We start from the raw sequence: 25424 nt of genomic DNA, 5'->3' as shown, positions 1-25424 counted from the left end.
CATTACACTATTATAATTGAATTTTATTTCGTTGACTATACTTGTCTTAAAAAAAAGCTCGAATTTCGTCGATTTCAAGTGAAAAGATGCGGAAAGTAAATGATTCGTTTCCGCATCGATTTTCTTTAAGCTTTAAAGTAGCTCGATATAATATTGGCAGTTTCTTCAACTGCTTTATTAGATACATCAATAACACGACATCCGATGCGCTCCATAATCGCTTCTGAATACTCTAATTCACTTTTAATTCGCTCTAAGCTTGCATAATTCGCTTCTGCCTTTAAGCCGAGTGACTTTAAACGTTCTGAACGAATCTCAATAAGTTTTTCCGGTGAAATCTTCAAGCCGATACATTTTTCAGGTGAAATCTTAAAAAGTTCTTCCGGGGGATCGAGCTCTGGTACGATCGGTACGTTGGCCACTTTTAATCGTTTATGTGCAAGGTATTGGGATAACGGCGTTTTCGAAGTTCTTGACACTCCGATTAAGACGATATCTGCATGCAATACACCACGTGGATCACGACCATCATCATACTTCACGGCAAACTCAATCGCCTCGACTTTTTGAAAATAATCTTCATCTAAACGATAGACGAGACCTGGCTCATACTTTGGCTGCAACTGAAGCAACGTCGTTAATTTATCAAGGATCGGACCAAGTAAATCAACCGCTTCTACTTTCTCACGTTCTGCAGACATTTGCATGTACGCTTTAATCTCAGGAACGACGAGCGTGTATGCAATCATTGCGCCTACATCTTTTGCAAGTGAGATAACTTCATTGATCGTTGCCTCGTCTTCAACATAAGGAATTCTCCGAACTTCAATTGACGTCTCTCCAAATTGACTCGCAGCCGCTCGGATGACTAATTCCGCAGTCTCTCCTACAGAATCTGAGACAACATAAACGATTGGGTGCGCCTGAAATTTAGTCATATTTCTCCTCCTTTAGCGGCAGATCTCGATTCACTAGATCCACGAGAAGCTTGGTCGTTGTCGTTTTTGTAATACGACCGATGACTTCAAACTCCCTAGGACTTTTACGATTAACGACAGGCAAGGCATCGATTTGTTTTTCAATGAGTCGCTTACATACTTCAATCATTAAATCTTCTTTATAACAAACCGTTATATTAGGCATCCTCGTCATAATAATGCTTACTGGCATCGATTCTAATTCTTGATTACCAAGACTTGCTCGAAGTAAGTCTTTTCTAGAAAGCACACCTGCAAGGTTTGACTTCGCATCTAACACAAAAATGGTCCCAACGTCTTCAAGGAACATCGTGCTAATGGCATCATAAACCGAATCTGACTCCTTAACGACGACTGGAATGGATTGATAATCTTTTACACGGATATTTTTTTTAGCTGTTCTAAAGGGATTTCCGCACCAGCTTTACCTGTGTAGTAATAACCGACACGAGGTCTTGCCCCAAGAAACCCGACCATCGTTAAAATGGCTAAGTCTGGACGTAATGTAGCACGGGTAAGCGACAACTTCTCAGCGATTTTCTCACCAGTAATCGGACCTTCTTGCTTTACAATTTCTAGTATCTTTTCTTGTCGACTCGTCAATTCGATGGCTCATCACCGCCTTTACCGCTTAGTGTATTCATCAAGAAGGTAAAACGAGGGCTTGGAACTGCGCAAAGCGACTGATCTCCAATGAGAGAACTTGCATTTGTGCTAAACGATTCTGCTTCAATTGATCATTGTCGCTCATAACCATAATACCTTCAAAGTAACGGTGAATGACTGGTGCAAGTTTTTCTAGTTCTTCAAATGAACTTGATACTTCACCATTCAAAAGCTTCACGCCGAGTGCATCTTTCAATGAAACGTAAGCATCGTACAGTTCTCGTTCCTCGTCTTTTTCAAACAAAGCAACTTGAACATCGGCTGGTCCTTCTTGCTTCTTTGCAATGTTATTCACACGACTTAATGCTTCAGTTACATCTTTAAGACGCTTTGTACCATGGAGCTCTTGTAATACGTCCGCTTTATCAAAGAGTACATCAATTCGGCCGAATGGCGATACGAGAATCGCTTCAATAATATCGTAAGAAATGCCTCGTTCCTCAAGCGCTGCTTTTAAGCGAAGTTTGAAAAACTCATCCAAGTCGTCCTTTAACGACTCGCTTTCTGACGGATAAGCAGCTGCATTAGAAATCTCAATTGCGTAATCACGTAACGCTTCGTACGTAAAGGAAAGCTTAAAGTGGCGTGTCACGTTAACAATTGCCGCTGCTTGCCTTCTTAAACCGTAAGGGTCTTGTGAACCCGTTGGTTTGAGTCCAATTGCAAATGAACTTGTAATCGTATCAAGCTTATCTGATACACTAACCAGTGCACTTTCAATGGCTGTTGGCAAGTCATCACCGACAAATCGTGGCAAATAATGCTCTCGAATTGCCGTTGTTACCTTTTCATTTTCCCCAAGTCGATTCGCATAATCACTACCCATTAAGCCTTGCAACTCTGGAAATTCATCAACCATATTCGTAGATAGGTCGATCTTTAAAAGCTCAGCAGCACGTGCCGCGTTTGATGACACATCGCCACTTTCACTAATTGCACTCGATAATTTCTCAACCAACTGCTTCGTGCGTTCACTTTTCTCTTTGATCGTTCCAATTTTCTCGTGTTCAACAATAACGTCCATACGTGAAACTAACGTGTCAAGAGAGTGCTTTTGATCTTCTTTGTAGAAAAACACACCATCTGAAAGTCGCGCACGTAACACTTTTTCGTTGCCTCGGCGAATGTTCTCCAAATGACGATGATCACCATTACGAACCGTAATAAAGTAAGGAAGTAACTCACCTGCTTGACTGTGCACCGCAAAATAACGTTGGTGCTCACGCATTGATGTAATTAACACTTCATCTGGAAGTTGCAAAAACTCTTCAGAGAATGAGCCAAACAATGCTGTTGGGTATTCAACTAGGTTCGTGACTTCTTGAAGTAAGCCTTCCTCAACATCAACGTTCCAATCGTGCTCTTCTTCTAGTAATCCGATCTGTTGACGAATGGCATCTTGGCGCTTCGTCGGGTCAACGATGACATACTCGCTCAAAAGTTTTTCTTCGAACTCATCGGCGTGCAAAACGTCAATTGTTCCCCCTAAAAACCGGTGTCCTCTCGTCGTTCTTCCAGCTTTAATGCCTGCAACACTGCCATCAACGACCGCGTCCCCATACAATGCAACGAGCCAATGAATTGGTCTTACATATCTCGTTTTATTTGAGCCCCAACGCATGCTTTTAGGGAATGGAATGTTTAAAAACAACGGAAACGTTTCTTTTAACAAATCAATCGTTTTTACACCACTTACTTTTTTTCACCGCATACACGTACGTGCTTGTTCAGTCTCTTCTACTGTAAGGTCATCAACGTCTAAGCCTTTTCCTTTAGCAAAGCCAATTGCAGCTTTTGTCCACTCACCGTTCTCGTCTTTAGCAATGGATACTGCAGGACCTCTAGACTTTTCGACGGCATCTGGTTGCTCTTCTGCTAAATTGGATACGGTAACGCCAAAACGTCTCGGAGTCGAGAAGCCTTGTAACTGATCGTAATCTAAGCGATTTTCTTTGAGCCATGTTCGAATGTTTGCTTCAAATGTATTCTGTGCGAGATCAACAAATTGTGCTGGTATTTCTTCAACACCTAATTCAAGTACTAATGCCTTACCCATCGTTACGCTTCCCCCTTTTTCTCTGCTTTTAGTAGTGGGAATCCTAAACGTTCACGTTCAGCATAATGAATGGATGCACATTTTCTAGCAAGGTTTCTCACTCTTCGAATGTATCCCGTTCGTTCTGTTACTGAAATTGCACCACCTGCATCAAGCAGGTTAAACGTATGTGAACACTTTAAAATATAGTCATAAGCCGGGAAGACAAGGTTTTTATCAAGTGCAATCCCTGCTTCTTTTTCGTACGTTACAAACAACTTCTGAAGCATATCATGGTCGGCCACTTCAAACGTGTACGTCGAATGCTCAAATTCTGGTTGATAGAAGATATCACGATACGTATAGCCTGCTTCCCATTCTAGATCAAACACATTTTCTTTGTCTTGAATATAAGAGCAGAGTCGTTCTAAACCGTACGTTAATTCAACTGCGACTGGATCCGCATCAAGTCCACCTACTTGTTGGAAGTACGTGAATTGCGTAATCTCCATACCGTCAAGCCAAACTTCCCAACCGAGACCCCATGCATTTAACGTGGCATCTTCCCAGTTGTCTTCTACAAACCGAATATCATGTTCTAAAGGATCAATGCCAAGCGCCTTTAAGCTTTCAAGATACAACTCTTGAATGTTTGGAGGCGATGGTTTCATAATGACTTGAAATTGATGATGCTGATACAGACGATTCGGGTTGTCTCCGTATCTGCCGTCTGATGGTCTTCTTGAAGGCTCGACATACGCCGCATTCCACGGTTCTGGCCCTATGCTTCGTAAAAATGTCATTGGGTTCATCGTACCTGCGCCTTTTTCTACATCGTACGGTTGCATAATAAAACAGTTTTGTTCAGCCCAAAACGATTGTAATTTAAGGATGACTTGTTGAACATTCATGTGTTTAATCCCTACCCTTTCTTCATCTACGTAAAAGCAAAAAACGCCCCTAGCTCAAAAAATGAGCTAGGGACGATTAATAACCGCGGTTCCACCCTAATTGTGCAAATCGCACCACTTAAGTTCTATTCACTCAAAAGTTCCTTCCACAGTTGTCGTTACGTGGCTTGCACTTCCCCACACTCGCTAAAAACGACAAGTCTCTGTGTACTCCTCTTTCTCATCGTGAATTATGTAGTTAGTCGTAACAGTTATCATACATAAAAATTTAAAGACTGTCAACTCTAAAGAGCAAGCTACTTAGGTAGATCAGGGTTCCAATTCACCCATTGATCTAAGAAGCGTTTTGTTTTTAAATTTAATCCAGCATACGACTCATAATAGCCGTCGATTACTGTCTTTAACGCACTCTTATTCTGGTCGTTTAATGCGAGTTGACCGAGTTGGTCTGGCTTTACGTAATATAACATTCGTAACAACTTGACTTGTTTATCATCCAGTGTATAACGATACGGATCAATCTCTATGCAATGATGACATAGAAATCCAGCTTCTCGAACTGAAAACGAGAACACACCTGACGTTCTGCCACAGTTTACACAAGCGTCTAACTGTGGGCGTATACCTAACAAATGCGTCATCTTCAGTTCAAATAACATCTTAATAACGTCAGGGTCATCACCGTCTCTTAAACGACCGAGCATCGATAAGATAAGCGAAAACGTAGCAGGACTTGGCACGTGCTCTTCTGTAGCCGCATCGAGCAACTCGAGTAAATACGCAGCATAAGCCCCTTTATCCAAATTCTCACGCAAATGACGGAACGATTGTAACATTTCTCCTTGTGACAACGTGCTCATGCTTTGCCGATAATAAAACGTAAAATATGCATATGCATACGGTTGAGCAATTGCAGCAAATTGGCTTTTTGGTTTCTTTGCGCCTTTCGCCATTAAAGCAATTTTGCCACGCTCTTTCGTGTACACTTTTACAATGATATGGGACTCGCCATATGGAATAGTCCGTATGACGATCCCTTCGCTTTTGTCTAACATGTCGTCGCTTCTTCCTCAGTAATCATTCACTATCTTGTTCTTCTATTTCGTGTAGACTTTCTTCCCCATCATCAACGCATTCATTTTCCTTATGCAATAGGTACGAATCCAAATTTCCGGTTAAAGAAAATAACTTCCAATAACTCAACATAAGAAAGCACCCCTTTTAAAGTAACATATGTTAGAATGAGCATAAGTGCAATTCTTCATAAGTAGTAATACTTGGGTTATTACCCGCTATCTGACCTTCATAATCGTTATGTTGACTATAAGTTGTCCAACGAAAAAAAACAATGGCTTCGAGTAGATCACCATTGTTTCGAGTAAATCTTATTGTTTTTGCACGACATTTACTTATTCTCGATTCGAATAGCCTTGTTCATTCAAAAATCGCGCTTTGTTTCGCCAATCTTTTTGCACTTTCACCCATAGTTCAAGAAACACGTCTGTTCCAAGTAATTTGCGAATATCCTTTCGCGCTTCTTGTCCCACTTGTTTTAACATCGCCCCACGTTTTCCGATGACAATTCCTTTTTGAGAATTCCGCTCAACAACAATCGTTGCTTGTACATACGTTTTGCGATCAGGGCGTTCCTTCACTTGATCAATGACAACCGCAACACTGTGAGGGATTTCATCACGAGTATGATAAAGCACCTTCTCACGAATGAGCTCAGCAATAATAAACCGTTCAGGGTGGTCTGTAATTTGCTCATCAGGATAATATTGCGGCCCCTCTGGCATGTACTTTACGAGATTCTCCACTAATACAGGAACATTTTGCCCTTCTAACGCTGAGATTGGAATGATCTCTTTGAAATCATAATGATGACGATATTCTTCAATTCGCTCAAGCAATTGCTCTGGGTGGACTTTATCGATTTTGTTCATAACGAGAAACACTGGTGTCTGAATCTTTTTAAGCGATTCAAGAATAAACTCTTCGCCTTTTCCAAATGGTTCTGCAACATCGATAAAGAACAAGACGACGTCGACTTCCTTTAACGTGTCTAGCGCTTGATTGACCATAAACTCACCGAGCTTATGCTTTGGCTTGTGTACTCCTGGTGTATCTAAAAATACGAGCTGTTCGTTTTCTGTTGTGTAAACCGCTTGGATTTTATTACGTGTCGTTTGGGGTTTATCGCTCATAATTGCGATCTTTTGTCCGATCACTTGATTTAGTAATGTAGATTTCCCTGCATTCGGTCTACCGATTAACGACACAAACCCTGATTTAAATTGATTATTTTTGTTCATCCATATCTCCTGCTTCAAATGCACCTGGCAATAATTGTTGGATCGTAACCGTGCGCTTCTCTCCGTTTACGTTGGCGAGAATAACCTCTCCGTCTTGGTCCATAAATTCAGCAATCACTTGACGACAAGCTCCGCACGGCGAAACCGGTCCTTTCGTATCTGCTGTTACATAAAGTTTTTTTGATTTTCCGATGCCCTTCCGACATCGCTTTAAAAATGGCCGTTCTTTCGGCACAATTCGTCAATCCATAAGACGCATTTTCAATGTTACACCGCTGTATAATGTACCATCTTCCGTCTCAAGACTTGCACCTACTTGAAATGTGGAATAAGGAACGTATGCGTGTGATCTTGCATTTTCTGCTAATTGTTGTAATTGGTTCGTCAATGTATGCTCCTCCTCTATGAGATCCATTGCAATAGTGGTTCAAAAAAATATAATAATACCAACGACGACAGCAATCATACTAAAGATAAGGACCGCTGATGCTGCCACGTCTTTTACGATTCCTGCAAGTGGATGATAATCACTCGACACGAGGTCAACGAGTCGTTCAATTGCCGTATTGACCATTTCAAGAGCAATCACTCCACCGATGACAATCATTAAAATTGCCCATCGTAATGGTGATAATTCGACCATAAGGCCGAACACAATAATCAAAAGCGATACGCCTAAGTGGATTTGCATGTTCTGTTCGTGACGAAGTACATAGTATAATCCTTGAAAGGCGTATACAAAAGAATGTAGTAACCTGCGAAAGCCTTTACGTTTACGCTTCTCTCCCCAACCCATAAGCGCTTAACAGTTCCTCCTGCAACGTAAACATTTCACGTTCTTCGGCTTCATCCATATGGTCGTATCCGAGTAAATGCAATAGACCGTGCACGCTTAAGAACGCTAGTTCACGCTCAATTGAATGCTCATATTCTTCAGCTTGTTCTTTCATTCGTTCCACACAAATAACGATATCTCCAAGTACATGCTCGTCTCCTGGCATTTGTTCATCGTCATTCAATGCAAACGACAATACGTCTGTAACCGCATCTTTATTCCGGTAATCACGATTAAGTTCTTGGATTCGATCTTCATGCACGAACACCAAGGAACATTCCGTCATTTCATCAAGCTCAAGATGCTTATACGAGAACAAGATTACATTTTTGACGAGCTCGATTCTTTCGTCAGTTAACGTATTTGTTTCATCAATCACATCAATGTTTTCACTCATTTTCCTTTACTTCTCCTTGCTCATCGTCTGGATATTCAATTCTAGAATGAAACGTCCCTTTCAACGTCTCACACATTGAATCTGCGACAGTCGCTAATTCTTTTAATGTAATATCACATTCGTTAAATTGCTGGTCAACAAGACGATCACGAATGATCGCATCGACGAGGTTCCGAATTTTCTCTTCTGTTGGATTAGGCATTGAACGGACTGCAGCTTCAACGCTATCTGCAATTCCGATAATCGCCGATTCTTTAAATTGTGCCCGTGGTCCAGGATATCGATACTCTGACTCTACAGGTTCTTTGCCTTGTTCTTTCGCCTTATAGTAGAAGAACTTTAATAAAGTTGTACCGTGATGTTCCTTCGCGATATCAACAATCTCTTTTGGGAAGTTGTGTTTTTCAAGGATCGCTGCCCCGTCATACGGATGATCAATAATAATTTGTTTGCTTCGCTCTGGCGGTAATCGATCGTGCGGATTCTCAATTTGCATTTGGTTTTCAATAAAGTACATCGGATTTTTCGTTTTACCTAAGTCGTGATAATAAGCACCTACACGAGCAAGCAGACCATTTGCACCAATTGCTTCAGATGCCGCTTCAGAAAGGTTAGCAACCATGACACTATGGTGATACGTTCCCGGAGCTTCAAGCAAGATCTTCCGAAGTAGCGGTTGGTTTGCATTCGTTAATTCAATAAGTTTCGTTTTCGATAATATATTAAAGCCTGTTTCAAAAAACGGCAAGAGACCTAGAGACAAAATCGCTGATAAAAAGCCAGAGAGCACCGCAAAGCTTACTTCATTGCCGTACGTTTGAAAAACAACTTGCTGATTGTTCATCATGTGGAGCAACGTAACCGCTAAACCGTTAATTAGCGCAACAAAGATCCCTGCTTGGAGCACTTTTGAGATCCGGGGTTGCTTACCGATAAAAAAACACACCCGCAAATCCGCTTAAAATCGCATAAATTAAGAATGAAGAATGGAACGAACTTGCCGCTGCATGACTAAAAATAATACTACCAGTAATCGCAAACAACGTTGCAGAAAAGAGCGCGACACGGTAATTAATCAATTGAGCCAGTAGCATCGGTCCGAGCGCCATCGGCGTTAACCACATGACACCTGTTAGGTCGAATTGAATGATTAAGCTTTGCAAATTCATGATTACGAGCATCACGACAAATACAATAACATATAAAAGTAAATATTTATTACTGTTATGAATCGGAGCACTCGTTTGCATCATGTACAATTGCAATAAAAGTAAAAGAAGTCCTACAAAGATTAACAACCCTATGTATGGATACAAAGACGTACTATCATCAAGAAGCCCGACGAGTCGCATTTGTTCATAAGCTTCCGGACCAATGACTTCTCCTTCTTGCGCAAGAAGTTGCCCTTCTCGAATCAATACTGGATCGACTTCACTAACCGCCAGTTCGACTTGCTCGTTTGTCGCTTCATCATCATAAATATAATTCGCGGTTACAAGAGACGTCGTTATTTCAGACACAGCACTTTGCATTCGACTGCTTGTGATAGAACGTGACACCCGCTCTTCTGCTTCTTCACGCGCCGTCGGAACTTGATCAACAGAAATACCATCGTTCATAACTTCAAAGATCGCATTTCTAGCCACATCTCTTGCTGTTCTTAACTCTTGACTTGAAGATGTTAAAAGCGTCTCAATCGTTGCGCTAGAAATGGATTGATCAACGTTTTCACTTAGTGCATCTTGCATATATTCGACTTGTTCATCGGTACCAGGAGGCTCGTCAGCTTCTTCAGATTCTTCTTCCATCTCTGATTGAAGTGTGATTGCCAAATCAAAGATTGCGTTTACTTTATCTGTTTGCGTTGTTGCATAATGCGTTTGAAGTGTATAGACAGGATCGATCGTTGCGACAGCTTCTCGCCTTCGTTCTGCTGTTTGTTCTTCATGTTCAATTGTAATAGGAGAACGGATGTCTTGTGGAGCTGGTTCAGACAATGAGATGTCCAATTGCTCAGGTACAACATTGTTAAATGTTGATACGTAAAGAAGAACCCCGAGTAACAGAAACAACCCTAGTCGAATGTAACGATTGTTAAGAGCAGTCTGCTTTTTGTTGGTTTTCTGTGACACGGCGATTCTCCTCCATTAGCCCTATAATGACGATTCTTCGTTCGTGTCATAGGCTTCAAGAATCCGCTTAACGAGTGTATGACGAACAACGTCAGCACCTTCGAGGTAAATAAAGCTAATTCCATTCACATGACCAAGAATGTCTTTCGCAATTCCTAAACCAGATTTCTTACCTTTTGGTAAATCAATTTGAGTAAGGTCACCATTAACGATCATTTTGGAACCAAAGCCCAGACGAGTGAGGAACATCTTCATCTGCTCAGGGGTCGTATTTTGAGCTTCATCTAAGATGACAAACGCATCATCCAACGTACGACCACGCATATAAGCAAGAGGTGCAACTTCAATCGTCCCTCTTTCCATTAACCTTGACGTATGCTCTGTACCAAAAATGTCATGAAGCGCATCATAAAGCGGGCGTAAATATGGATCAACTTTCTCTTTCAAGTCACCCGGTAAAAATCCTAAGTTCTCACCCGCTTCAACAGCTGGTCTCGTTAAAACGATGCGTTCTACTTGTCCAGCTTTCAAGGCACTTACAGCCATAACGACTGCCAAATACGTTTTCCCAGTACCTGCAGGACCGATACCAAAGATTAGGTCGTGGTTACGAATCGCACGAACATACTTTTGTTGTCCGAGTGTTTTCACAACGATCGGTTTGCCTTTTGCATTAATCGCAATCGTTTCCTGATACATATGGTTTAACTTATCGAGCTGCTTATCTTCATCCAACTGCAATGCATAAATTACATCCCGCTCACTAATGAGCGTACCTTGTCGAAGCAGTGATAACAGCTTTAAAAAGACGCGTTCAATCCGATTGATATATTCTTCCTTGCCAGTCACAACGAGCGCTTCGCCCCTAGTAACAATGGAAACGCCAAGAAGCTCTTCTGCCCGTTTAAGATGTGTGTCATTCGGACCGAACAAAGTTTGCAATTCTGTGGAATCTTCTACGTGCAAATCAATGACTTTTCGTTCTGTCAAATTACTCAATCTCCTTGTTGTATAGGCGCAACTTGTACAATATTTTCAACGACTTGATAATGTATGGATAGCTTAACTTTACCATTGTCTGTTTGTGTCTGTAAAATATTTTCAGCGATGATCTTCGCATCGTTGTCCAATTGCTGCTCTAAATGATTCTTCCCAATTGATACCGCATGCTCAATCGCTTCTTCTTCACTGTACTCAATTGTCATCGTGTCTCGTTGTTCATACGTCGTTTTTTCAATCGGTAATGGAACCGTTACAAACCCGAGCGGTAACGTTAACTGATCGGTCTCTGTATGGAATTGCTCATATTCCGCCTCAGCATCTTTGTTCCAAAACACAAATGAATAATCGTTCCATGTAAACGTGTATTGATTTTTCGTTTCACCTGTTGATGCAATGCCGGTTAATTGAAGAGGGGCTTCAACTGTTCCTTGATACCATGTCTCAGCCATCACCTCACCCTTTGCAGCAATTGCAGTTTCTTCTCCTTCTCTTCCGATCAATCCAGATACGAGCAATTCTCCTTTTTGAACGACGTCATTGCTCTTTACGACGGCACGACCATTTTCGACATACATCTGTTGAATAACACCATTTTTATTTGCAATTAAATGACGAGGGGTAAGCTGTTCTTGTTCTTCAGCAAGATGTTGTTCAACGACCCTGAATTGATACTTTGTGCCAATCTTTTCAACACCAATCCAAGTAGCGCCTGGAACTTCTTCTGTTACACGTTGTTGAATGTCTGCTTCTGGAGCTAATCGCCATTGAGGCTGTCCAATTCTTAAGCCTTCTTGTTCAGCCCACTCACGAACGTCTTGTTCTACGAGAGGGGAAGCTCCCTCAATATCAACCTTCCACACGAGTTGTGAAAGCAAACCTAGTGCAACACAAAAAGCAACAATTCCAATGATGAACCCAAACCGCTTCTTACTCCGCTCTTTGATCACGTACATGCCATCTCTCTCTAAAAAACGAATAACGAGTCCACGTTTACGCGCGATTTTTCTTAACTTTCTTACGTCTTCGATGAGAATAACTGCGCGTACGCTCGTCATGCTCGTCCTTTCAACATTCATAAATTGAATGTTTTGAGACGTACATGCGTTAATAAATGATTCAACTTCCTCTCCTTCAACCGTCGTAACAACCGTGCCGAGCCACGTTTTTTTTGCTCATGATCAACACGTCCTCCTTCTTTCATTACACATGTTTTATTTCATCAATCGTTCCTTCGAGGATGAGCTCCTCTGGTAGAATTGCTTTAATGATGATGTTTTGCCCGACAACGATTAACTCGCCGTCAGTAAGACGCAAGTGTACGCGCTCTGGTGTAAAGGAAAGAATGCCTTGATGATTCTCAATATAGACATGCAATTGACCGATCATTGTCACCCTCGGCAATCCTAACGTAACATCAATAGGAATTTGCATCCCTTTGCTAATTAGCTTGCGAAACTTCTTTGAGATAGCGCTCACAAACATTCCCTCCTATACCTATTCGTATGTATGTAACTGGCTGTTTACCACTTCGTTTGTAACAAAAGAAAAAGCACCCTCAACGATGAGGATGCTTTATCTTATGACACTTATCTTGAACGTGTTCTTCTTATGCGATGTGGCTTTGTACCACGTGGCTCGGTTAAAATCTCAGACCAAATCATGCCTTGAACGACGTCTTTTGACGTAATGTTCTTAAAGGAGACCGCCTGAGACGCATCAGCCACTCGACGCTTAGATTCGAGATTGACAACTTTATCTTTTAACTGTTGTTCAGCTTCAAGACGACGTTTTCTCGCTTCTTCACGTTTACGTTCATATTCTTTCATTTCATCACTAACAACAACTTCGTCATTTTGCCTCGCTTCTGAATACATTTCTGTATTCGCTTCGGGTTGACGCTCTGTAGGGTGGTCTGTCCGCTGTTGTTGTCCACCACCAAACATTTCTTCAAGTTGTTTGCCTAGGTCACCAAACGGATTGTCCTGCTCTTGTGTTGGTTGTTGCTCCCGTTGATTTCCTTGCGATGGTTGCCTGTTTACATCTTGTGGTTGACCACCTGTACCAGGCTTTTGACGTTCTTGTTGTTGCTTTTGTTGCTTTTGCGTGAACATGTTAATCAAACTAGATACGATGAACATAATCAACACAATCCATATAAAATCCACAGGTGACCCCTCCTTTTATTCGAGAGCCGCTACGTTAGTTGCGGTTACCGATTTTGGTGAGGATCTTGATCGGTTTCATCATGTGTTGCTTTACCGATGCTCTCGCGCATGTCTGTATCAGCTTGCACGTTTTGGAAATTAACGTAGTCCATAACACCTAAATTACCAGCTCGGAATGCTTCAGCCATCGCCATTGGTACTTCAGCTTCTGCTTCAACAACTTTCGCACGCATTTCTTCAACACGAGCTTTCATTTCTTGTTCTTTGGCAACGGCCATTGCACGACGCTCTTCTGCTTTTGCTTGTGCAATGTTCTTATCTGCCTCAGCTTGATCCGTTTGAAGTTCTGCACCGATGTTCTTCCCGATATCAATATCCGCAATATCAATAGATAGGATTTCGAACGCTGTACCAGAATCCAACCCTTTACTAAGAACAGTTTGTGAGATCATGTCAGGATTCTCTAGAACCTTCTTATGATCGTGGTTTGAACCGATCGTTGATACGATACCTTCACCTACACGGGCGATTACTGTATCTTCACCAGCACCACCGACGAGGCGGTCGATGTTCGCACGTACGGTAATACGTGATTTCGCTTTAATTTCAATCCCGTCCATCGCCACACCTGCAATAAATGGTGTTTCAATTACTTTCGGGTTTACACTCATTTGAACCGCTTCAAGTACGTCACGACCCGCTAAGTCAATTGCTGCTGCACGCTCAAATGTAAGTTCAATATTCGCTCGGTGAGCTGCGATTAAAGCGTTAATTACGCGGTCTACATTACCACCAGCTAAATAGTGCCCTTCAAGCATGTTAATCGTTACATCAAGGCCTGCTTTCTTAGCTTTGATCAATGGTTCTACAACTCGTTTTGGAACAACATTACGTAGTCGCATCCCGACTAACGTGAAGATCCCTACTTTTACATTGGCAGCGACCGCTGCAATCCATAAACGAACTGGAACGAAAGTAAACAAAATCGCGAACAAAATGATTACAATTGCAACAACTACAATAATCATAATGTTACCTGTGTTGAATAGTTCATCCATGTTACTAAATCCCCCTTAATTGTAGTTTACAGCTTTTCTCGTACAACAATACTTGCCCCGTTCGTCCGAACGACTTGAACTTCTTTTCCCCGCTCAACAAAGCTTCCCTCTGTGACAACGTCAATATTCTGACCGTTAAATTCACCGATTCCACCTGGACGTAGTGGGGTTAAAGCAACGCCAACTTCTCCAACGAGTTGCTTTTGGGTCAGGTGTCGCTCTTCAGATTCTTTCGTTGACAACTGATCTGCCAAGACAAATCGTTTCATCAAACCAATCCGACCGAAGTATTTAAATAACACGAAAGCCGCCGCTGCTGCAGCTGCTACTGCAATTCCGATCGAAACAAAAATCTGCGACGTATCAAAGGAGGCAAGGGAAATACTGCCGATAATAGCTCCAACACCTAGTAAACCAAACAATCCAAAGCCTGTAAACACTATTTCAATAACTATAAGAATTAATCCGACTATAAGAAGGATTAAACTTTCCCATCCAGCAAATCCTGCAAACAAATGACCAAAGAAAAATAACCCTAAGGATGAAAGACCGATTAAACCGGCAATACCAAATCCAGGAGTGAAAAACTCGGCAATTAGTCCAACTGCACCTACTGCAAGTAGAACCGAAATCATCGCTGGATGAGTAATCCATCTCGTTAGCGTCTCAAAAAAATGTAATCTCTTGCTCTACGATTTCCGCATCAGCAAGATCTAATTTCGCAAGCACTTCTTCCCGATGATCGACTTTTCCTTCAGCGTAGCCATTGTTAACAGCTTCATCAGCAGATAAAGAAATTGGTTTATCTGGATTCACCATCTCCTCTGCAATATCTGGTGGTCGGTCATGATCACTACTTTGCGCTGCTGTCCGCATCTCTGTTGCCCAGTTTTGAGCAACCTTTTGATCTGCTGCATTACCAGCACCATCAATCACACTCGCGTTTCCAATTTGAGCACCTGGCTGCATAAAGATATTGTCTGTATACAAAGCAATATAAGCACCCGCTGAAATCGCGCCGTAATTTTCACCTAGCACAAATGTAGTAATCGGAACTTCTGTCTCTTGTATTTTCCCTACGATATTCGTTGCTGCGTTCACAGCGCCGCCCGGCGTATCCATTTCTAGTAGAATATGGTCCGCGCCTTGTTCTACGGCAGTGTCAATCGCTCGATCTAAAAAGGCTTCAAGCCCCCGCTCTACCGTCTGTTCAACAGGGATCACATGCACGGTTTGATCACTTTGCGCACTTGATAAAAACGGCAAAAACATCCCTGCAACGAGCAGCAACAAAAACAGAGAAATTCGGTGCACCTTACTCATTTGTTCCCACCCTTCTATCGCTTACGTAACCGTTATCACCATTTTACACAACGAAGAAGCACGAAGACAAGCGCTGCCACTTGTTGCTTTACACTATTTACGTAATAAAACCCTTACGGGTTTCAAAAAAAATCGTACGAAAATGTGAAAAACCCTCGATACAATTGTACCGAGGGTTTCATACGCTCGTTTAGAAAAACTTAGAACTTACGCTTACGCGCAGCTTCTGATTTTTTTTCTTTCGTTTAACGCTTGGCTTCTCATAATGTTTACGCTTGCGGACCTCAGCTAGAGTACCGTCTTTCGAAACATTTTTCTTAAAACGGCGCAACGCTGAATCGAGCGACTCATTCTTTCTAATACGTGTTTCAGCCATTTTGAATCCCTCCCTCCGCAGTACCGCTCACAATCATGACCTCTTCGTATAAAGATCTTGTACTAGTGAAGTCATTTTACTAAATTGTACTGCATACTTAGTCAGTTTGCAAGAGTTATTTCAGTTTTTGAATATTCTCTTGTTGTCCTCATATAGATGAACTATGGAGGACGGGCTATGGAATCTTCGTTTATGATGATTGTCGTTTACATTTTTATTTTCTTATTCGGGATTGCACTAATACGTTTAGGATTAGAACGAGCCACACCCGCACGGGTGAAGACGATGATTTATACGAGTACGAGCCATCCATTGCTCGGATTTATCGTCGGCTTCGCTGTAACTGCAACGTTACAAAGCTCCACTGCCGTCATGGTTCTCGCAGTTAGTCTCGTCGCAGCTGGGCTGATTCCTTTTAGGCAAACGATTGCTATTATACTCGGCGCAAATGTCGGTACGACGATTACGCTAGAAATCCTCGTACTATCTGGAGAAACACTCGGAATTATCGCACTGGCACTCGGCTTTGTTTGTTTGCTTTCTCGCTATAAAGGTCTGTTTCTATTCGGGATGATTTTCAGTGGGATCGGTTGTATGTTTCTTGCGATGGATGGTATGGGCAATTGGGGTCAAAACTTGGCAACAACCTCAATTCTCCAAGCATTTCTAAACCAAGATTTTAGTAATTTATCTTCGTTACTTGGTGGTACTGTAATCGCATCTATTATTCAATCAAGCACGGCAACGATTGCCATCGCCATTCAATTGTATGCGAATGACTTGTTAAATTTAAATGAAGCCATCTCAATTATGATGGGTTCAAACGTTGGAACTTGTTTAACGGCAGTCATTGCCGCAATCGGAGCTGGACGAGGCGCGATGCAAACAGCGATGGCAAACGTCGTGCTAAATCTTGGTGGGGCACTATTGTTTTTACCGTTTGTTGGCTTATTCTCTGACATTGTTATGCACTTAACGAGTGATCCTGCGGCACAAGTTGCGCATGCATCGGTGATTTTTAATTTAGTTTGTTCTCTCGTACTGTTGCCGTTCATTCACCCTTTTGCAACGCTGATTGAGCGAATGACAGGCGGTAGAGTATAGAAAATTACTATATCCAACAAACACCTATCTCAATGGTTTATACAAAAAACCTTTTGATACTCGGAGCGCTTCATTGCTCCTTCATCAAAAGGTTTCTTTATGAGTACAAGCGTTAGATTGAAGCTGGCGCTTTCACGTCCATCACACGAACAAATTCCGCTTCGTTATGAGGATATCCGGCTTTCGTAATCTTTGCTTTTACGATTTGACCGACCATTTCTTCTGTCGCCTGTACTTTAACTTTCAAGTAGTTCGTCGTATAACCGACGTAAATGCCTTTTCCAGGTTGTTCTTTGTCTTCTTCTTCTGGGATGACTTCAACGACTTCGTCTTCAAACCTTAATGCATATTCTTTTGCCATTTGCTCAGATAGAGCAATGAGTTTATGCACACGTTCGTTCTTCGTTTCATCGTCTACTTGGTTTTGATGTCTCGCTGCAGGCGTGCCTGTACGCTTGGAGTACGGAAACACGTGAAGCTCAGAGTAACCAATCTCTTGAATAAATGCATACGTTTCTTGGAACTCTTCTTCCGTTTCACCAGGAAAACCGACAATGACGTCCGTTGTAATCGCTAGATCTGGGAAGATACGCTCCAAACGCGCAACGCGCTCACGATAGAATTCAGTCGTATATTTCCTTCTCATTCGCTTTAAAACCGTATCAGAACCCGCTTGTAAAGGAATGTGGAAATGGTTAACGATCTTATCAGATTGCTTAACGACCTCAACGACTTCGTCAGTAATTTGACTCGCTTCGATTGACGAGATCCGTAGGCGCTCGATCCCATCGACTTGCTCAAGTTCTCGAAGAAGTGCCGCAAAGTTGTAGTCTTTAAAGTCTTCGCCGTAACCCGCAGTATGAATGCCTGTAAGTACAATCTCTTTGTACCCTGCTTCTACGAGTTGTTTCGCTTGAGATAACACTTGTTCTGGTTCGCGAGAACGAAGTAAACCTTTTGCCCATGGAATAATACAGAATGTGCAAAAGTTATTGCAACCTTCTTGGATTTTCAAACTCGCACGCGTACGATCACGAAATGCTGGAACACCAAGTTCTTCATACGTACGTGTTTTCATAATGTTGCCAACTGCATTCATCGGCTCACGTGTTTTCCTGAACTCATCGATGTATCCAATCATTTTCTTACGATCTTGTGTACCGACGACAATATCGACGCCAGGAATATCCATAATTTCTGCTGAAGATGTTTGTGCATAACACCCAGTTACACAAATGACCGCTTCAGGGTTGTTACGAATCGCACGTCGAATGACTTGGCGACTCTTCTTATCACCTGTGTTCGTTACTGTACATGTATTAATTACGTAACATCCGCTTCATCTTCACCTTCACGTTGCGCGTAACCCGCATCTTTGAAGAGCTGCCAAATTGCTTCTGTTTCGTAATGGTTGACCTTACAACCGAGTGTATGGAATGCCACACTTGGCATAAAACTTCACCTCATTAATTCAAATTGATAACTGATCATGCTAAGTAATGCAAGAGATGCCGTTTCGGCACGCAAAATTCTCGGTCCCAAACTCACCGGCTGAAAGCCTTCCTTAACGAGTCGCTCATGCTCTTCTTCGCTAAAGCCACCTTCAGGACCAAATACAGCGAGCAAACGATCCCCGAATTGTACCTGCTGCATTGCTTCATATAAAGCCTCATGCTTACCGTCTCTTGCTGCGACTTCAGAAATAATCCAGCGATGGTCATATGAATCACTTAGGAGTGAATCGACGTTTGGAAAGTGCATAACTGAAGGAAGCACTAAGCGTTCCGATTGCTCGGCAGCTTCTTGAACGATCTTCTGATATCGAGAAAGCTTTTTCTCTTCTTTTTTGTTGTCCCATTTAACGACCGAATGCTTTGCAGAAAATCCGTGAAAGCGACTCGCACCAAGTTCTGTGCCTTTTTGGAGGACATATTCAAACTTGTCACCTTTAATATCAGCTTGAGCTATTGTAACATGAATCGAAAGTTCAACGTCAGATATCAATTCTTCTTCAAACTCGACAACGACGTGTTGCTCAGCGAGTGACTGAATCCGAAATACACCTGCAAGTTGGTCTTCTTTATTAACACAAACGACTTTGTCACCTTCACGCATTCGCATCACTTTTGCAATATGCTTCGCTTGCTCACCAGTGAGCGTCACCGTTTGTTTCGTCCACTCGTTTTGCTCAATGAAATATCGCTGCATTATTCGCCTCCAACTTCTGTTAGTCTACAACGAATAGCGACCCAATCTTTTTGCTCTAACACGTCATCAATTTGGAAGTTTTCCTGCTTTAACACGTCAATGACTTCTTGTTCTTTTTGCTTAATAATTCCACTAACTACAAGCTTTCCACCGACTTTCAAGTGACGGTGAATATCAGGAGCAAGCGCGATGACGAGGTGTGCGAGAAGATTGGCTACGACAATGTCTGCTTTTTGTTCGTTTGATGATTCACTTAACAAATCACGTTGTTCAATCGTTATACGTTCACTTACGTTGTTCGCTTCACTATTTTCCTTTGCTACTTGAACCGCTAGTGGATCAAGATCAACGGCATGAACAGCCTTTGCCCCTAGTTTAGCCGCTGCGATGCTAAGTATACCAGAACCTGTACCGACATCAATGACTGTATCCCCATCGTTCACAATATGTTCTAAAGCTTGTAAACAGAGTAAGGTTGTTTCATGTGTACCTGTCCCAAATGCCATACCAGGGTCCATTGTGATGACGTGTTCATCTTCTCGACGTTTCTCATAACTTTCCCAAGTCGTACAATGCTCATCGTCTCACTCACTTGCACCGGTTTGTAATACGCTTTCCACGCCTCAGCCCAATCTTCTTCATGCACTGTCGTAAGCAGAATTTCAGTCTGTGCGACCGGTTGATTTGTTGTCGCTTCTAATTGAACGAGATCTTTTTTCACAGCACTTAATGTCGCTTCGAGCGTACCGTCATCAGGGAAATAAGCTTTTACAACGACACCATCGGTCGGCAAATGTTCCGTCTTTGGCTTTCCAATAATATCGGTCCACGGCTCCGGGGTAAAATCTTTCCCGCGACTATCTTCTAAAACGGTTCCATTCGCTCCATGCGTAATAAACAGTTGTGCGATTAATTCATGTGCTGCATGTGTTGTATGTACACGACATTCAATCCATTGCATCAACAATCCCTCGTTTCTTCACTTAAAAAATAGAACGGGACTCCCTAAAAAGGAAGCCTCGTTCTTCATTCATCAATCACCACGAAATGCTCGTTTTACCTTATCGAAGAAGCTGTCGCTATGCTCATCAACGGTTTCTCCACTTTCCTCAGCAAACTCTTTAAGCAATGTTCGTTGTTTGTCCGTAAGCTTCGTTGGTGTAATGACACGCACCGTAATAATTTGATCTCCAGTACCACGACCATGTACATTTCTTGCACCTTTACCACGAAGTCTAAATTGACGCCCAGATTGTGTTCCTGCTGGCACTTTGATTTTCACTTTACCACTTAAAGCAGGAACTTCAATCTCGTCCCCGAGTGCCGCTTGGGTAAACGTCAGTGGCATTTCACAACGAATATCATCGCCATCACGTTCAAAGAACTCGTGAGGCTTTACATTAATGACAATATACAAATCGCCTGGAGGCCCACCGTTAACACCAGCTTCGCCTTGCCCTGCTTGACGCATTTGTTGACCGTGATCAATGCCTGCTGGAATGTTTACGCGCACTTTTTTTGCGTTTTTGCACACGACCATCGCCACCACACGTCGTACACTTGTCTTTAATCGTTTGTCCTTTACCTTCACACGTATCACACACTCGACGGTTAACAACACGCCCAAACGGAGTATTTTGCTCAACGTTTAGTTGGCCGCTACCACCACATCGGTTACACGTGTCAGGTGATGTTCCTGGTTTCGCACCTGAACCTGAACACGTATTACAGCTTTCTTCTCGCGGAATTTCAATTTCTTCTTCTTTACCGAAAATCGCTTCTTTAAATTCAAGCGTCATCGTGTACTGTAAGTCAGCACCTTGGCGTGGAGCGTTCGGATCGCGTCTTCCGCCACCGCCACCAAAGAACATATCGAAAATATCACCAAAACCACTGCCACCAAAGTCAGCACCACCACCGCCAAATCCTTGGTTTGGATCGGTATGACCGAATTGATCATAGTGGGCTTTCTTTTGTGGATCGCTCAACGTATCATAGGCTTCTTTTACTTCTTTAAATTTATCCTCGGCATCGCTTTCTTTGTTCACATCTGGATGATATTTACGCGCCAATTTACGGTACGCTTTTTTTATCTCATCACCTGATGCACCTTCACTTACACCGAGCACTTCATAGAAGTCTCGTTTACTCATTCTCCGTTTCACTCCCGTTCCTTCTCACATGACGATTATCTTACAGGGAATTACAAAAACCCGCAAGGTGTAGACACTATGTAAAAAGCCAAAGTCAAGCGAACCTGACTTTGACTTTTTACGTAGTGTTACTTGTTCTCTTTATTATCTTCGTCGTCTTTTACTTCTTCAAACTCTGTGTCAACGACGTCATCTTCTTGCTTTGTGCCTTGCTCTTCGCCTTCAGCACCTTGCGCTTGTTGCTCTTGTGCCATTTGCTCATACATCTTTTGAGAAAGAGCGTGGACACTTTCTTGAAGTTCATCTTTTGCAGTACGGATAACTTCTAAATCCGTTCCTTGCAATGCTTCTTGAAGCTTCGTTTTCGCAGCTTCTGCTTTTTCTTTGTCTGCTTCTTCTACGTTTTCACCAAGATCTTTGATCGTTTTATCAACAGTGAAGATTAGGCTGTCCGATTCATTGCGAAGCTCTGCTTCTTCTTTACGAGCTTTGTCGGCTTCAGCATTTTCTTCAGCTTGTTTAACCATGTTTTCGATCTCATCATCAGAAAGACCTGAAGAAGATGTGATCGTAATGGATTGTTCTTTGTTCGTGCCTTTGTCTTTCGCACGAACGTTAACGATTCCGTTCGCATCAATATCGAAGCTTACTTCGATTTGCGGAACACCACGTGGTGCTGGTGGAATCTCATTCAATTGGAAACGACCGAGTGTCTTGTTGTCACCAGCCATTTCACGCTCTCCTTGAAGAACATGAATATCTACTGACGGTTGGTTATCAGCAGCCGTTGAGAATACTTGAGACTGGCTCGTAGGGATCGTTGTATTACGCTCGATTAAACGAGTGAATACGCCACCCATCGTCTCAATTCCAAGTGAAAGTGGTGTAACGTCTAAAAGAACAACGTCTTTTACGTCACCTGCAAGTACACCTGCTTGAACCGCAGCACCAAGTGCAACGACTTCGTCAGGGTTTACACCTTTGTGAGGATCTTTCCCTGTAAGTTTCTTAATTCCATCTTGTACAGCTGGAATACGAGTCGAACCACCTACAAGAATGATCTTGTCGATCTCAGATGCAGAAAGACCAGAATCTTGAATCGCACGGCGTGTTGGTTCCATTGTACGCTCAACGAGATGTGAAGAAAGCTCATCAAACTTCGCACGTGTAAGGTTCATCTCAAGGTGCTTAGGACCTGATGCATCTGCTGTAATAAATGGTAGTGAAAGTTGAGTATTCGTTACACCTGAAAGATCTTTCTTCGCTTTCTCAGCTGTATCTTTAAGGCGTTGCATCGCCATTTTGTCTTGTTTTAAGTCGATGCCGTTTTCTTTCTTGAATTCTTCTACCATATGATCAATGATTACTTCGTCAAAGTCATCTCCACCGAGCTCATTATCACCAGATGTTGACTTAACTTCGAAGAATCCATCGCCAAGCTCTAGAATGGATACGTCAAACGTACCACCACCGAGGTCATATACGAGAATCGTTTGATCTTCGTCTTTCTCAAGGCCATATGCAAGTGCCGCTGCTGTTGGCTCGTTTACGATTCGCTCAACTTCAAGACCTGCAATTTTACCAGCGTCTTTTGTTGCTTGACGTTGAGAGTCATTGAAGTAAGCTGGAACGGTAATAACTGCTTTAGAAACCGTTTCACCGAGGTATGCTTCCGCATCAGACTTAAGCTTTTGAAGGATAATGGCAGAGATTTCTTGTGGTGAATAATCTTTACCTTCTACTTCTTCTTTGTGGTCTGTACCCATATGACGCTTGATTGATAAAATCGTGTTAGGGTTCGTGATCGCTTGACGTTTAGCGACTTCCCCTACTTGGCGCTCTCCATCTTTAAATGCAACAACTGAAGGTGTTGTACGGTTACCTTCTGGGTTAGGAATGACGACCGCTTCGCCACCCTCCATAACTGCCACACAGGAGTTTGTTGTTCCTAAGTCAATACCAATTACTTTACTCATCGCAAATGTCCTCCTTGAATCTCCATTACATCATAATCAAATTCATCTATCGCCAAAACGCTTACGCGTTGACTTTCACCATTGCAGGTCGCACGACCCGGTCTTTTAGTAGATAACCCTTTTGAAGTTCTTCCACTATTTGATTGCTTTCAAACCCTTCTTCTTCTACTTGCATCACTGCTTGATGAATAGTTGGGTCAAATGCTTCACCTTCAGTTGGAATTTCTTCTAAGCCCTCAGACTTCAATGCTTCAACGAGTTGGTCGTATACCATAGCCATCCCTTTATGGATGTTCTGACCTTCCTCAGTTTCAGCTTCGTGCTTCAAAGCACGAGAGAAATTGTCCATAGCAGGTAGAACAGATTCGATTAAGCGTTGAGAGCGATATTTCGCATCCGCTTCCTTCTCTTGTCTCGTACGACGACGGAAGTTATCGTAATCTGCTTGTTGACGTAGAAGCTTGTTACGAAGCTCCGTAATCTCAGCTTCTTTAGGGTCGTCACTATCTGTTTCTTCTACCTCTGTGTCACCGTCTAAGATTTCTACGTTCTCATCCGTAGAGTCTTCAACTTGTTCATCGATGACCGTCTCTTCTTCTCGTTGTTCGTTGTTCTTATCTTCAGTCATGCGAGGCACCTCCAAACGTATCCACGTCTCTTATTGTAACTTAATCTTGTTATGCATCGTGACGATACAATCTCGTCAATGATGTGGATAAACCGTCTGCCATCTGAGTAATAATTTGAATCGCTCGTTCATATTGCATGCGAGTAGGGCCAATGAGCCCAATACTACCGACCGTATCACCATCAATGGCATACGTCGCAGTAATCATGCTAATGTCATCGAACAGTTCAAAACGATTCTCCTCACCAATTTTGACGGTAAGTCTTTTGAATTCATTGCATTTAACAATGAATAGACTTCTTTCTTATCTTCAAGCCACTCTAGCATTTGCCTGATCTTCTCAACGTCTTTAAACTCTGGTTGAGCAAGCAAATTCAACATGCCATTATAGAAAATCTGCTCATTTACTTTCGGTTTAAAAGCAGCAGACAAATCTTGATGGATCTTCTCATAATGATCAACATGCTGTCTAAGGAGACGCTCGATTTCATTCGACATTAAAGCTTCCCATTGTTTAATTGGACTATCAGCAAGCTGTTCGTTTAATATATTTACGAATTTCTCCAAGTCGCTTAACGACATATTATGGGGAATATCAAACGTACGATTCTCAACATGACCAGAGTCTGTAACGAGAATTGCTACAGCTTGAGTCGTAGATAATGGGATAATTTGAAGTTGTTTCAATTTCGTATTCGACATTGCTGGACCTAATACGACAGATACGTAATTCGTCATCTCTGAAAGCACCGCAGCCGTTTTTCTCATGACTGCTTCAACTTCAGAAACTCTTGAATCAAATAGTTGTTGCACAGAAGTGATCAATCCTAAATGATTGTTCTCTGTTACATTTAACAGTTGATCTACGTACAGGCGATAACCTTTATGAGAAGGAATACGTCCAGAAGAACTATGAGGTTTCATTAAAAAAACCCATTTCTTCTAAATCCGCCATCTCATTTCGAATCGTAGCTGCGCTAAAATCCACATCTTCACGTTTGGAGATGCTTCTTGAGCCTACTGGTTCAGCTGTTTGAACGTAATCATCTACAATTGCTTGTAAAATGTATAGTTGACGACGACTTAACATACGCCTATCACCCCTGTTAGCACTCGAATATCTTGAGTGCTAAATCTACTCAATAATTTATCAAAAGCGATTC

Annotated in this window: 22 protein-coding genes and 8 pseudogenes; 1 reads left to right on the top strand and 29 read right to left on the bottom strand. The window is 42.2% G+C overall.

Features of this window, described 5'->3' with window-relative positions; translation table 11 throughout:
- Positions 1-125: 125 nt before the first annotated feature.
- The 20 genes and pseudogenes from JCM19055_RS08880 to rpsU form a co-directional block, all read right to left on the bottom strand.
- Positions 126-938, bottom strand: a complete 813-nt coding sequence (locus JCM19055_RS08880) for a pyruvate, water dikinase regulatory protein (protein WP_042359482.1) — start codon at positions 936-938, stop codon at positions 126-128.
- Positions 931-1586: pseudogene (locus JCM19055_RS08875) on the bottom strand (helix-turn-helix transcriptional regulator). The gene JCM19055_RS08880 and the pseudogene JCM19055_RS08875 overlap by 8 nt, the downstream one beginning before the upstream one ends.
- A 34-nt stretch (positions 1587-1620) precedes the next feature.
- Positions 1621-3699 (bottom strand): annotated as a pseudogene (glyS, locus tag JCM19055_RS08870) (glycine--tRNA ligase subunit beta).
- A gap of 2 nt (positions 3700-3701) precedes the next feature.
- Positions 3702-4589 carry a glycine--tRNA ligase subunit alpha gene (glyQ, locus tag JCM19055_RS08865; protein WP_042359481.1) on the bottom strand — a complete coding sequence of 296 codons (888 nt, stop codon included), beginning with the start codon at positions 4587-4589 and terminating at the stop codon, positions 3702-3704.
- 296 nt (positions 4590-4885) lie between these two features.
- Complete coding sequence (gene recO / locus JCM19055_RS08860; protein ID WP_042359480.1) at positions 4886-5644, bottom strand: DNA repair protein RecO; 759 nt, start codon at positions 5642-5644, stop codon at positions 4886-4888.
- A 22-nt stretch (positions 5645-5666) separates the two neighbouring features.
- Positions 5667-5795, bottom strand: coding sequence for a YqzL family protein (locus JCM19055_RS25350; protein WP_081831508.1), 129 nt, complete (start codon positions 5793-5795; stop codon positions 5667-5669).
- Between the two features lie 203 nt (positions 5796-5998).
- The gene (gene era / locus JCM19055_RS08855; protein WP_042359479.1) at positions 5999-6904 is read right to left on the bottom strand and encodes a GTPase Era; all 906 of its coding nucleotides are present in this window, start codon (positions 6902-6904) and stop codon (positions 5999-6001) included.
- Positions 6891-7319 (bottom strand): annotated as a pseudogene (locus JCM19055_RS08850) (cytidine deaminase). The gene era and the pseudogene JCM19055_RS08850 overlap by 14 nt, the downstream one beginning before the upstream one ends.
- A 12-nt stretch (positions 7320-7331) precedes the next feature.
- Positions 7332-7595 (bottom strand): diacylglycerol kinase family protein, encoded by a 264-nt coding sequence (locus JCM19055_RS08845; RefSeq protein ID WP_305047338.1) that lies wholly within the window; start codon positions 7593-7595, stop codon positions 7332-7334.
- 82 nt (positions 7596-7677) lie between these two features.
- The gene (ybeY, locus tag JCM19055_RS08840; RefSeq protein WP_042359477.1) at positions 7678-8136 is read right to left on the bottom strand and encodes an rRNA maturation RNase YbeY; all 459 of its coding nucleotides are present in this window, start codon (positions 8134-8136) and stop codon (positions 7678-7680) included.
- Positions 8129-9043, bottom strand: a complete 915-nt coding sequence (locus tag JCM19055_RS29090; RefSeq protein ID WP_265181966.1) for an HD family phosphohydrolase — start codon at positions 9041-9043, stop codon at positions 8129-8131. Before JCM19055_RS29090 ends, ybeY begins: the two co-directional genes overlap by 8 nt.
- A gap of 19 nt (positions 9044-9062) precedes the next feature.
- Positions 9063-10268, bottom strand: coding sequence for a hypothetical protein (locus tag JCM19055_RS29085; protein WP_052366126.1), 1206 nt, complete (start codon positions 10266-10268; stop codon positions 9063-9065).
- A gap of 21 nt (positions 10269-10289) precedes the next feature.
- Positions 10290-11258: a PhoH family protein gene (locus JCM19055_RS08830; RefSeq protein WP_042359476.1), complete on the bottom strand. Its 969-nt coding sequence runs from the start codon at positions 11256-11258 to the stop codon at positions 10290-10292.
- Positions 11259-11263: 5 nt separating this feature from the next.
- A pseudogene (yqfD, locus tag JCM19055_RS08825) lies at positions 11264-12424 on the bottom strand (sporulation protein YqfD); the annotation flags it as partial.
- Positions 12425-12470: 46 nt separating this feature from the next.
- Positions 12471-12701, bottom strand: coding sequence for a sporulation protein YqfC (gene yqfC, locus JCM19055_RS08820; RefSeq protein WP_238554253.1), 231 nt, complete (start codon positions 12699-12701; stop codon positions 12471-12473).
- Between the two features lie 155 nt (positions 12702-12856).
- Complete coding sequence (locus JCM19055_RS08815; protein ID WP_042359474.1) at positions 12857-13435, bottom strand: hypothetical protein; 579 nt, start codon at positions 13433-13435, stop codon at positions 12857-12859.
- A 44-nt stretch (positions 13436-13479) separates the two neighbouring features.
- The gene (gene floA / locus JCM19055_RS08810; protein ID WP_370543064.1) at positions 13480-14463 is read right to left on the bottom strand and encodes a flotillin-like protein FloA; all 984 of its coding nucleotides are present in this window, start codon (positions 14461-14463) and stop codon (positions 13480-13482) included.
- 56 nt (positions 14464-14519) lie between these two features.
- A complete protein-coding gene (locus JCM19055_RS23375; protein WP_052366124.1) occupies positions 14520-15128 on the bottom strand; it encodes an NfeD family protein in 609 nt (202 codons plus the stop codon).
- 31 nt (positions 15129-15159) lie between these two features.
- Positions 15160-15816, bottom strand: coding sequence for a nodulation protein NfeD (locus tag JCM19055_RS23370; RefSeq protein WP_152549817.1), 657 nt, complete (start codon positions 15814-15816; stop codon positions 15160-15162).
- Between the two features lie 200 nt (positions 15817-16016).
- Positions 16017-16192, bottom strand: a pseudogene (gene rpsU, locus JCM19055_RS08800) (30S ribosomal protein S21).
- Positions 16193-16369: 177 nt separating this feature from the next.
- Here rpsU and JCM19055_RS08795 point away from each other — a divergent pair.
- Entirely contained in the window at positions 16370-17296 is a 927-nt protein-coding gene (locus JCM19055_RS08795) for a Na/Pi symporter (RefSeq protein WP_042359472.1), read from the top strand.
- Between the two features lie 112 nt (positions 17297-17408).
- Here JCM19055_RS08795 and mtaB read toward each other — a convergent pair.
- The 9 genes and pseudogenes from mtaB to JCM19055_RS29060 form a co-directional block, all read right to left on the bottom strand.
- Positions 17409-18748 (bottom strand): annotated as a pseudogene (mtaB, locus tag JCM19055_RS08790) (tRNA (N(6)-L-threonylcarbamoyladenosine(37)-C(2))-methylthiotransferase MtaB).
- Positions 18749-18754: 6 nt separating this feature from the next.
- Positions 18755-19504, bottom strand: a complete 750-nt coding sequence (locus JCM19055_RS08785) for a 16S rRNA (uracil(1498)-N(3))-methyltransferase (RefSeq protein WP_042359471.1) — start codon at positions 19502-19504, stop codon at positions 18755-18757.
- Positions 19504-20465: pseudogene (gene prmA / locus JCM19055_RS29080) on the bottom strand (50S ribosomal protein L11 methyltransferase). Before prmA ends, JCM19055_RS08785 begins: the two are co-directional and overlap by 1 nt.
- Positions 20466-20537: 72 nt before the next feature.
- Positions 20538-21657: pseudogene (gene dnaJ, locus JCM19055_RS30880) on the bottom strand (molecular chaperone DnaJ).
- A 128-nt stretch (positions 21658-21785) separates the two neighbouring features.
- On the bottom strand, positions 21786-23633 hold the full coding sequence (gene dnaK / locus JCM19055_RS08770; protein WP_042359470.1) for a molecular chaperone DnaK: 1848 nt from the start codon (positions 23631-23633) through the stop codon (positions 21786-21788).
- 61 nt (positions 23634-23694) lie between these two features.
- Entirely contained in the window at positions 23695-24261 is a 567-nt protein-coding gene (gene grpE / locus JCM19055_RS08765; protein WP_042359469.1) for a nucleotide exchange factor GrpE, read from the bottom strand.
- A 49-nt stretch (positions 24262-24310) separates the two neighbouring features.
- Positions 24311-24469, bottom strand: a complete 159-nt coding sequence (locus JCM19055_RS29065; protein WP_265181964.1) for a hypothetical protein — start codon at positions 24467-24469, stop codon at positions 24311-24313.
- Positions 24466-25185: a heat-inducible transcriptional repressor HrcA gene (locus JCM19055_RS08760; protein ID WP_265181963.1), complete on the bottom strand. Its 720-nt coding sequence runs from the start codon at positions 25183-25185 to the stop codon at positions 24466-24468. The genes JCM19055_RS29065 and JCM19055_RS08760 overlap by 4 nt, the downstream gene beginning before the upstream one ends.
- Complete coding sequence (locus JCM19055_RS29060; RefSeq protein ID WP_265181962.1) at positions 25172-25351, bottom strand: hypothetical protein; 180 nt, start codon at positions 25349-25351, stop codon at positions 25172-25174. Before JCM19055_RS29060 ends, JCM19055_RS08760 begins: the two co-directional genes overlap by 14 nt.
- Between the last annotated feature and the right edge of the window lie 73 nt (positions 25352-25424).

Source organism: Geomicrobium sp. JCM 19055 (genome assembly GCF_000698185.1).
Lineage (GTDB): Bacteria > Bacillota > Bacilli > Bacillales > Marinococcaceae > Geomicrobium_A > Geomicrobium_A sediminis.
This window is presented reverse-complemented; position numbering and strand designations above follow the sequence as displayed.